This window comes from Corynebacterium otitidis ATCC 51513 (assembly GCF_000296405.1).
Lineage (GTDB): Bacteria > Actinomycetota > Actinomycetes > Mycobacteriales > Mycobacteriaceae > Corynebacterium > Corynebacterium otitidis.
In genome coordinates, this window is record NZ_JH815193.1 from 547,621 (window position 1) to 556,137 (window position 8,517).

The following is an 8,517-nucleotide window of genomic DNA, read 5'->3' on the forward strand; positions in this document are numbered from 1 at the left end:
CTGCTCGCCGGGGCCGGTCTCGCCCGCGCCCGGGCCCTTGTCGCCCGGCTCGTTCGGGTTGGGGTCGGGGACCGGCGGCTCCGGCTGCGGATCGGGCTCGGGGGCCGGCGGCTCGGGGTCCGGCTCGGGCGCCGGCGGCACGGGGTCGGGCTCCTCGGCGGCGCGGGTGAGCACCACCGAGTCGACGAGGCTGTTGGTCTCCCCGCCGCCGGAGGGCTCCGAGCGGTAGGTGTCGAAGGTCAGGGTGTCGGCGGTGACGTCGACCTTCGTGTAGTTGCGGATGTTCTCCTGGTTGATGACCGACGCGTACTCCGCGTCCGGGGCCTTGACGTCGTAGAACTTCGAGCCCGACGCGGAGTTCGCGGTGAGGTAGAGGACCTCGCCGTCGTTCGCCTCGACGAGGTCCTGGCCGGACTCCTCGAGCTCCTGCGCGGGGCGGCCGTTCTCGTCGAGCAGGTAGGAGCGCGTGTAGCTGTGGTCGTGGCCCTGGAGCACGACGTCGAAGCCCAGCTCGGAGATCAGCGGCGGGAAGGACTCCCGCATCCGCCGCACGTCCAGGTCCTTGTAGTGCCCCGCAACGGAGAAGATCGAGTGGTGGAAGGACATGACCTTCCACGTCGCCTCGTCGCCGTGGGCGGCGACGACGTCGCGGACGAACTGCTCGTGGGCGTTGACGTCCGGGTTGTTCGAGTTGAGCACGACGAAGAGCACGTCGTTGTAGATGAACCAGTAGTCCCCGCCCGACGACGTCGGCAGCGCCGCGCGCCCCGCCGCCTTGTTGACGTTGGGCAGGTTGAAGTGCTGCTCGTAGGCCTTCGAGCCCACGTCGTGGTTCCCGTTGACCGTCGCGAGCGGCATCTCGCGGAGCTGGCGGGGCGCGAGGAACGCGTCGTAGTGGCGCTCGTTGAACGACACCTCGACCTGGTCGCCCACCGAGAAGAGCATCTCCGCTCCCGGGTGGGACTGGGTCGCGAGGTCCACGGTGTCGACCCAGCCCGCCTCGTCGGCGGCGAGGTTCCCCGACGCGCCGACCTGCGGGTCGCCGAAGAGCAGGAACTCGAAGTCCCCCGTGCCAGCGCCGGTGGTGAAGCTCAGCGGCTGCGTCCAGCCGGTCTTCGCGCTGCCCACCCGGTAGCTGTAGGTGGTGTTCGGCTCGAGGCCGGAAAGCGTCGCGAACTGGTTGTACTCGAGCGAGGTGGTCTTACCCGGGCGCCAGGCCTCAATCGCGGGCGTGTCGTTGGTGAACTCCTCGCCCTCCTTGACGACCTGCACGAAGTGCACGTCGTTGCGGGACGAGTACCAGGCGAGGTTGCGGGAGGTGGAGTCCGCGCCGATGGTGAGCACGAGGTCGGAGACGTCCGTGCCGGCGTAGATCCCCTCGCCGGGGCGGTCGGTCGCCGCGGCCGCGGTGGCGGGCGCGACGGACAGGGCGCCGGCGGCGACGACCGTCGCCGCGGCGAGCGCCGCGAGCCTGGGCAGCGCGCGACGCCGGGTGGGGGTGGCCATGAGTGGGGCTCCTTCATACAAGAGGGGATCGGCTACCGGGTCGCGGCGCCGGGGCCAAGGGGTGGGGGTTGCCGCGGGGCCGTCTGAGCCCGCGCGGCGCGCGCCCGGCGCGCCGCCGGCCGAGGGGTCGGTGACCGCCGGGCGCGGGATGTAAACGCTTACCGCCCGGCTCCCGGGGCCGGCGTAGGCCCCGGGGCGGGCTGGCAGGCTAGGAGTTGCGGCGGCGGGCCAGCGCCAGCGCGCCGGCGCCGCCGGCGACGAGCACCGCGGCGAGCGCCGCGACGCCGGCGACCTGGACGCCGGTGTTGGCCAGCGGCGAGCCGGACTTCGAGGCCGACTGGCCCTGCGGGGCGGGGCTGGTGGTCTCGCCGGCCGGGGCCTGCTCGTCGGACTCGCCCTCGGGCTGGGCCTGCTCCTCGCCCTCGGGGCTCTCGGTGTCCTCGATCGGCGCCTCGCCGTCCTCGGTCGGCCCCTCGGGCTGCGGGGCGGGCGGCTCGGGGTCCTCGGCGGCGTCGCGGCTCAGGACGACCTGGTCGACGACGCTGTTGACCTGCTCGCCGTCGGCGTTCTCCTCGGAGCGGTAGGTCGCGAACGTCAGCTCGTCGTCGGTGACGTCGACCTTGGTGTAGTTGCGGACCTTCTCCTGGTTGATGACCGACGCGTACTCGGCGTCCGGGGCCTCGATGTCGTAGTACTTCGAGCCCGAGGCGGAGTTCGCGGTGAGGTAGAGGACCTCGTCGTCGGCGGCGACGACCTCGTCCTGCGCGGCGACCTCGTCCTCGCGGGCGGGCTTGCCCTCCCCGTCGAGGACGTAGGAGCGGGTGTAGCTGTGGTCGTGGCCCTGGAGCACGACGTCGAAGCCCAGCTCGGAGAACACCTGCGGGAAGGTCGAGCGCATGAGCTTGATCTCGTCGTCGTCGACGTGGTCCGCGACGGAGAAGATCGAGTGGTGGAAGGACATGACCTTCCACTTCGCCTCGTCGCCGTGCTCCGCGACGACGTCGCGGATGAACTGCTCGTGGGCGGCGATGTCGTTGTTGTTGGAGTTGATGACGACGAAGAGCACGTCGTTGTAGATGAACCAGTAGTCGCCGCCCGAGGAGGTCTCGGTGGCGGCGGCGCCGGCGGTCTTGTCGAGGTTGGGCACGTTGTAGTGCTGCTCGTAGGCCTTCGAGCCGACGTCGTGGTTGCCGTTGACGGTGACCAGCGGCTGCTCGCGGATCTGGTCCGGCGCGAAGAAGGAGTCGTACTCCTCCTCGTTGTCGGCGTGCTCGACCTGGTCGCCCACGGAGAAGAGGAACTCGCTCTCCGGGTGGGTCTTCGTCGCGACGTCGACGGTGTCGACCCAGCCCGCCTCGTCGGCCGGGAGGTTGCCCGACGCGCCGACCTGCGGGTCGCCGAACACGAGGAAGGAGAAGTCCCCGGCGCCGGCGCCGGTGTGGAACGGGATGGGCTCGGTCCAGCCGGACTCCTCGCTGCCGACGCGGTAGTTGTAGGCGGTGTTCGGCTTGAGCCCGGTGAGGGTCGCGAAGTGGTTGTACTCGCCCGAGGTGGTCTCGCCCTGGACCTCGGCGGGGACGGTGACGGCCGCCTCGCCGAACTCCTGGCCGGCCTCGACGAGCTGGACGGCCTGCTCGTCGGGGTTCTCCGAGTACCAGGCGAGGTTGCGCTGGGTCTCGTCGGAGCCGATGTTGAGGACGAGGTTCTCGACGTCCGCGTTCGCGAGGCGCTCGTCGCCGGCGAACTGGCCGGCGACGTCCTGGGCGAGGGCGCCCGGGAGGGTCGCGCCGGTCACGGCGGCGGCGAGGGCGACGGCCGCGGCCCGGCGGCCGAGGCGGAGGTTCTTCGACACGTGCATTGCTGCGCTCTTCCTTTTCACGGCGGGATGATGGACGGTTTCTTCCGTTCTCACTGCAGGATAAACACCGCCTGTGAACCGTCTTGGTCGCCTCTGTGACCATTTTGTGACATTTGCTTAGTCGCATGGAACCTGCAGGTCCCGGCCGCCGGGCGCTGCCCGGGCCGCCGGGCCCGGCGCGGCGGGCGCGCCGCCGCGGGGTCCGCATCCCCGGATCCTTAACCTGTCGTTCACCTTCAGCCGTGCGGCCCCGGCGCCCGGCCGCGTGAGGCCCGCGTTCGCCGCGGGCCGGCGGGGCCGGCGTGGCACTATGGGTGGCATGGCACACGAGGGACACGACCGGGAGCGGTGGTCGGGGCGCTCGGTCTCGGGCACCGACGACCCGCTCTCCGACCAGGAGATCCAGCGCGCCCGCGAGGAGATCAACGAGCTCGACCGGACGATCATCGAGGCCATCAAGCGGCGCTCGGCGATCTCCCAGGAGATCGGGCGCACGCGGCTGCGCTCGGGCGGCACGCGGCTGGTCAACTCGCGCGAGGTCGCGATCATCAACCACTTCCGCGAGGAGCTCGGCGAGGAGGGCCCGGCGCTCGCCGGGATCCTCCTTCGCCTGGGCCGCGGGCGGCTCGGCTAGGTCCGGGCCCCGCTCCCCCGCCGCCGCACGGCGCCGAGCCGCGGGCGGGGCCTGCGGCGCGAACGCGAAAGAACGGCGCTGGAGGCGGCCGCGGCGCGGAATATAAAGAGACGGGCCCCGCCCGGGGCGCGCGGCGCGCACCGGGCGGGGCCCGTTGTTCTCGACCGTCGGCGGCCGGCCTCGGCTGGGCCGGCGCGGCGGGTGGCTACAGCGGCAGGGAGATGAGCTTGGGCTCGAGAAACTCGTGGATGCCCTCGAAGCCGCCCTCGCGGCCGATGCCGGACTGCTTGATCCCGCCGAACGGCGCCGCCGGGTCCGACAGCGCGCCCTTGTTCACCGCGACCATGCCGCTCTCCAGGCGCTCCGCGACATCGAGCGCGTGGGTGAGGTCGGTGCTGAAGAGGTAGGACGCCAGGCCGAACGGGGTGTCGTTCGCCTTGCGGATGGCCTCCTCGTCGTCGTCGAACGTCTCGAGCGCGACGACCGGCCCGAAGATCTCGGTCGTGCGGATCGCCGCGTCCTCCGGGATGTCGCTAAGAACCGTCGCCGGGTAGTAGTAGCCCTCCCCGGGAAGGCCCTCGGGCAGCTCCCCGCCGAGGTGGCGCTTCGCGCCCGCCTCGACCGCCTCGTCGACGAGCGAGGAGATCTTCTCGACCTGGTCGGTCCCGGAGACCGGGCCGTAGTCGGAGTCCTTCTCGTAGCCGGGCCCCAGCGCGTAGCCGCGGAGCTTCTCCGTCACGCGGCTTAGGAACTCGTCCTTGAGCGAGGAGTGCACGAGGAAGCGGTTCGCGGCGATGCACACCTGGCCCGCGCCGCGCATCTTCGCCGTGGCGATCGCGTCGACCGCGACGTCGAGGTCCGCGTCCTTAAGCACGACGTAGGGCGCGTTGCCGCCGAGCTCCATGGAGATGCGCATCGACTTCTCCGCGGCCTTCGCGGAGAGCTTCTGGCCCACCTCGGTGGAGCCGGTGAACGTGAACTTCCGGATCCTGTCGTCGGCGAGCAGGTCGGAGACGTTGTTCGCGTTCTTCGTCGGCACGACGGCGACCGCGCCCTTGGGCACGCCGGCCTCGCGCAGCACGCGGGCGAGGTAGAGCGCCGTGAGCGGCGTCTTGGATGCGGGCTTGAGCAGCATCGTGCAGCCCGCGGCGATCGCCGGCGCGAGCTTGCGCGCGCCCATCGCGAGCGGGAAGTTCCACGGCGTGATCGCGAGGCTCGGGCCGACGGGCTCCTGGCGCACGATGACGCGCGCGCTGCCGTTCGGGGCGTGGCGGTAGTCGCCGCGCACGCGCACGGCCTCCTCGGCGAACCAGCGGAAGAACTCGGCGGCGTTGTGCGACTCGCCGATCGAGTCGTGCAGCGCGCGGCCCAGCTCGAGGGACTGCAGGTAGGCGAGCTCCTCGGCGTTGTCCTCGAGGATCTCGTAGACGCGATAGAGGATCTCGGAGCGCTCGCGCGCGGTGGTGTGGCGCCACTCGTCCTGCGCCGCGACGACGGAGTCGAGCGCCCGGCGGGCGTCGGCCGCGGACGCGGACGCCACCTCGGCGAGCGCCGCGCCGGTCGAGGGGTTGTAGACGGTGAAGGTCTCCCCGCCCTCGGCGTCGAGGAAGTCGTTGTCGATGAACAGACCCTTGGGGGCGTCGTCGACGATGTCCTGAAGCTGCTTGGGTAACTCAGTTGTGCTCATGTGCGCCACTATGCCCGGTTTTCTTTCCCCTCGCCACGGTTTGTGGCGATCGGTTTCACCGAGGTCACGGCCCCCGGCCCCGCCCCGGCGCCGGCCGGGCGGGCCGCGCCGTCAGTATCCTTGGGGCCGATCGCCCGGCCGGCCGGCGTGGCCGCCGGGCGCGGCGGCGTACGCGCCCGCCCGGGAATGAGAACCCCGGCCCGCCCATACGACCGCCGGCCCGACCACCGCAGCCCACCGTCGTTGTTTGAAGGAGCACAGCCCCCATGTCACAACCCCACCCCGAGGACGAGTTCGCGGCCGCCTGGGAGGCGCTCCGCGCCCGGGTGGGGGAGATCTCCCGCACGAGCCTGCGGGAGCTCTTCGCTACCGAGCCCGACCGCGCCGAGCGCCTGACCGTCACCGCGGGCGACCTGCGCGCCGACCTGTCGAAGAACCTCATCGACGCGGGCACCGTTGATGCGCTGGTTCGGCTCGCCAAGGCCGCGAAGGTGCCCGAGCGCTTCGAGGCGATGGCCTCGGGCCGGCACATCAACACCACCGAGGACCGCGCCGTGCTCCACGTCGCGCTGCGCGCCCCGAAGGGCGCGACGCTCAAGGTCGACGGCCAGGACGTCGTCGCCGACGTCCACCGAGAGCTAGCCCGGATGGAGGCCTTCGCCACCAGGGTGCGCTCCGGCGAGTGGACCGGCTCGACGGGCAAGCCCATCGACCACGTCGTCAACATCGGTATCGGCGGCTCCGACCTCGGCCCCAAGATGGCGGCGCGCGCCCTTTCCGGCTACACCCACGAGAGGCTCTCGGCAAGCTTCGTCTCCAACGTGGACCCCACCGACATCGCCGACGCGCTGGGCCACCTCGACCCGGAGACCACCCTGGTCATCGTCTCCTCGAAGACGTTCACCACCCAGGAGACGCTCGCCAACGCCAACGTCGCGCGCCGCTGGCTGCTCGACGCGTTCGACGGGAACGAGGACGCCCTCAAGCACCACCTCGCGGCGGTCTCCACGAACCTTGAGGCCACCGCCGAGTTCGGCGTGGCTGACGAGACGGTCTTCGGGTTCTGGGACTGGGTCGGCGGGCGCTACTCCCTCGACTCCGCGATCGGGCTCTCGCTCCTCCTGCTCATCGGCCCGGAGAACTTCCGCGAGCTGCTCGCCGGCTTCCGCGCCATCGACGAGCACGTCGCCACCACCCCCGTCGAGCGCAACCTGCCCGTGCTGCTGGGGCTTTTAGGCACCTGGTACACGAGCGTGCTCGGCGCGCAGAGCCACGCCGTTCTGCCCTACTCGCAGGACCTCGAGTACCTGCCCGCCTACCTCCAGCAGCTCACCATGGAGTCCAACGGCAAGTCCGTGACCTTCGAGGGCAAGCCCGCCGGCACCACCGGGGAGATCTACTGGGGCGCGTCCGGCACCAACGGCCAGCACGCCTTCTACCAGCTCCTCCACCAGGGCAGCCACCTCATCCCCGCGGACTTCATCGGGTTTATCAACCCCCGGGTCGACCGGCCCGCCGCCGACGGCACCGGCTCCATGCACGACCTGCTCAACGCCAACCTCTTCGCGCAGACGAAGGTCTTAGCCTTCGGCAAGACCCCCGAGGAGCTCGCCGCCGAGGGCGTGCCCGAGGACCTCGTCGCCCACAAGACGATGCCCGGCAACCGGCCGAGCACCACGATCCTCGCCGACCGGCTCACCCCGCGGGTGCTCGGCGAGCTCGTCGCGCTCTACGAGCACGCCGTCTTCACCCAGGGCACACTCCTTCGGATCAACTCCTTCGACCAGTGGGGCGTGGAGCTCGGCAAGAAGCAGGCCAACGACCTCGCCGCCGCGGTCGCCGGCGAGGAGGAGCCCGACAGCGGCGACGCCAGCACCGACGCGCTCATCGCCCACTACCGCGCCCGCCGCACCCACGAGGAGCTGGCCGCACCGCAGGACCAGCCCGAGAAGACCCAGGACCACCCGGCGGAGCAGGACGCCGACGACGCCGAGCCCGAGACCGCCCCTGCGGAGCCACAGGAGGAGCAGGCCGAGCAGGACGCGCCGAAGGACGACGAGGCGAAACGCGACGGCGACCAGGACGAGCGCCCCGAGGACGATGCCGAGCCGCAGGGGGACGAGACCGACACGCGGGACGGCGAGGCTGAGACGCAGGACGACGACGCAGCGGGCGACGACAGCGCCGAGCAGAACGGCGAGGAACCCGAGGGCGAGCGGGAAGGCTCCGAGGACGATCCGGCGCAGCAGCAGGACGACAAGCCCGAGGAGCAGGACAAGAAGGAAAAGTAACCAGAAAAGCTAGACGCAAAAATCGGCCCCGCGGGCGAGGTGTTCGCCTGCGGGGCCGATCTTCTTGCCCGTTCCCGGTTAAGGGCGGGCGCCCGGCCCGGGGCAAGCCCGCGCCGGGACCGGCACTACTTGCCGTCCTTGGCGTCCTTGCCGCGCTTCGCGGCGGCGAGGGTGGCGTTGGTGTGGAGCTCGCTGCGGGCCCTGCGCAGCGCGAGCGTCGCGTGCGCGAAGAACCACACCCCGGCCACGAGCGCGGAGGCCCCGAGCCCGATGAGCAGCCCGGCGAGCCACCCGCCCCGGGTGAGCGTCGCGAGCGTGCCCTCCGGCTCGGCTGGCGCCGCGTTCTCCTTGACGGGCTGCTTCTTCTCGTCGCCGAAGGGGGTGGGGCGCAACTCCGCGGCCTTGGAGCGGGCCTCGCCCTCGTCCTCGTCCGAGTCCTCGTCGAGGTCGCTTAGGCCCTCCTCGGCGGGCGGCTGGGCCGCCGGCGGGTTCGAGCCCTGGGCGGGGGCGCCTCCCCCGCCGCCGGCGGCGCCCGGCGCGG

5 protein-coding genes and 1 pseudogene are annotated in these 8,517 nt (G+C 71.7%); 2 read left to right on the forward strand and 4 right to left on the reverse strand.

Annotation, left to right across the window (positions count from 1 at the left end):
* Together HMPREF9719_RS05240 and HMPREF9719_RS05245 are read right to left on the reverse strand one after the other, a co-directional pair.
* On the reverse strand, positions 1-1,506 hold a 1,506-nt coding region (locus tag HMPREF9719_RS05240; protein ID WP_004600938.1), incomplete at its 3' end, for a purple acid phosphatase family protein.
* Positions 1,507-1,714: 208 nt separating this feature from the next.
* Positions 1,715-3,385, reverse strand: coding sequence for a purple acid phosphatase family protein (locus tag HMPREF9719_RS05245; protein WP_162857761.1), 1,671 nt, complete (start codon positions 3,383-3,385; stop codon positions 1,715-1,717).
* Positions 3,386-3,674: 289 nt separating this feature from the next.
* Between HMPREF9719_RS05245 and HMPREF9719_RS05250 the strand changes: the two genes are divergently transcribed.
* On the forward strand, positions 3,675-3,998 hold the full coding sequence (locus tag HMPREF9719_RS05250; RefSeq protein ID WP_004600940.1) for a chorismate mutase: 324 nt from the start codon (positions 3,675-3,677) through the stop codon (positions 3,996-3,998).
* A gap of 205 nt (positions 3,999-4,203) precedes the next feature.
* Here HMPREF9719_RS05250 and HMPREF9719_RS05255 read toward each other — a convergent pair whose 3' ends face one another.
* Positions 4,204-5,685 (reverse strand): NAD-dependent succinate-semialdehyde dehydrogenase, encoded by a 1,482-nt coding sequence (locus HMPREF9719_RS05255; protein ID WP_004600941.1) that lies wholly within the window; start codon positions 5,683-5,685, stop codon positions 4,204-4,206.
* A 266-nt stretch (positions 5,686-5,951) separates the two neighbouring features.
* On the opposite strand from HMPREF9719_RS05255, the pseudogene pgi reads away from it, so the two are divergent.
* Positions 5,952-7,595: pseudogene (pgi, locus tag HMPREF9719_RS05260) on the forward strand (glucose-6-phosphate isomerase); the annotation flags it as partial.
* A 506-nt stretch (positions 7,596-8,101) separates the two neighbouring features.
* On the opposite strand, the gene HMPREF9719_RS05265 reads toward pgi, so the two are convergent.
* On the reverse strand, positions 8,102-8,517 hold a 416-nt coding region (locus tag HMPREF9719_RS05265; protein ID WP_004600943.1), incomplete at its 5' end, for a hypothetical protein.

What these genes read in the sequence shown, in the direction of transcription:
- HMPREF9719_RS05250 (WP_004600940.1), top strand. Translation starts at nt 3,675, where the DNA reads ATGGGTGGCATGGCACACGAGGGACACGACCGGGAGCGGTGGTCGGGG.
- HMPREF9719_RS05255 (WP_004600941.1), bottom strand. Translation starts at nt 5,685, where the DNA reads ATGAGCACAACTGAGTTACCCAAGCAGCTTCAGGACATCGTCGACGAC.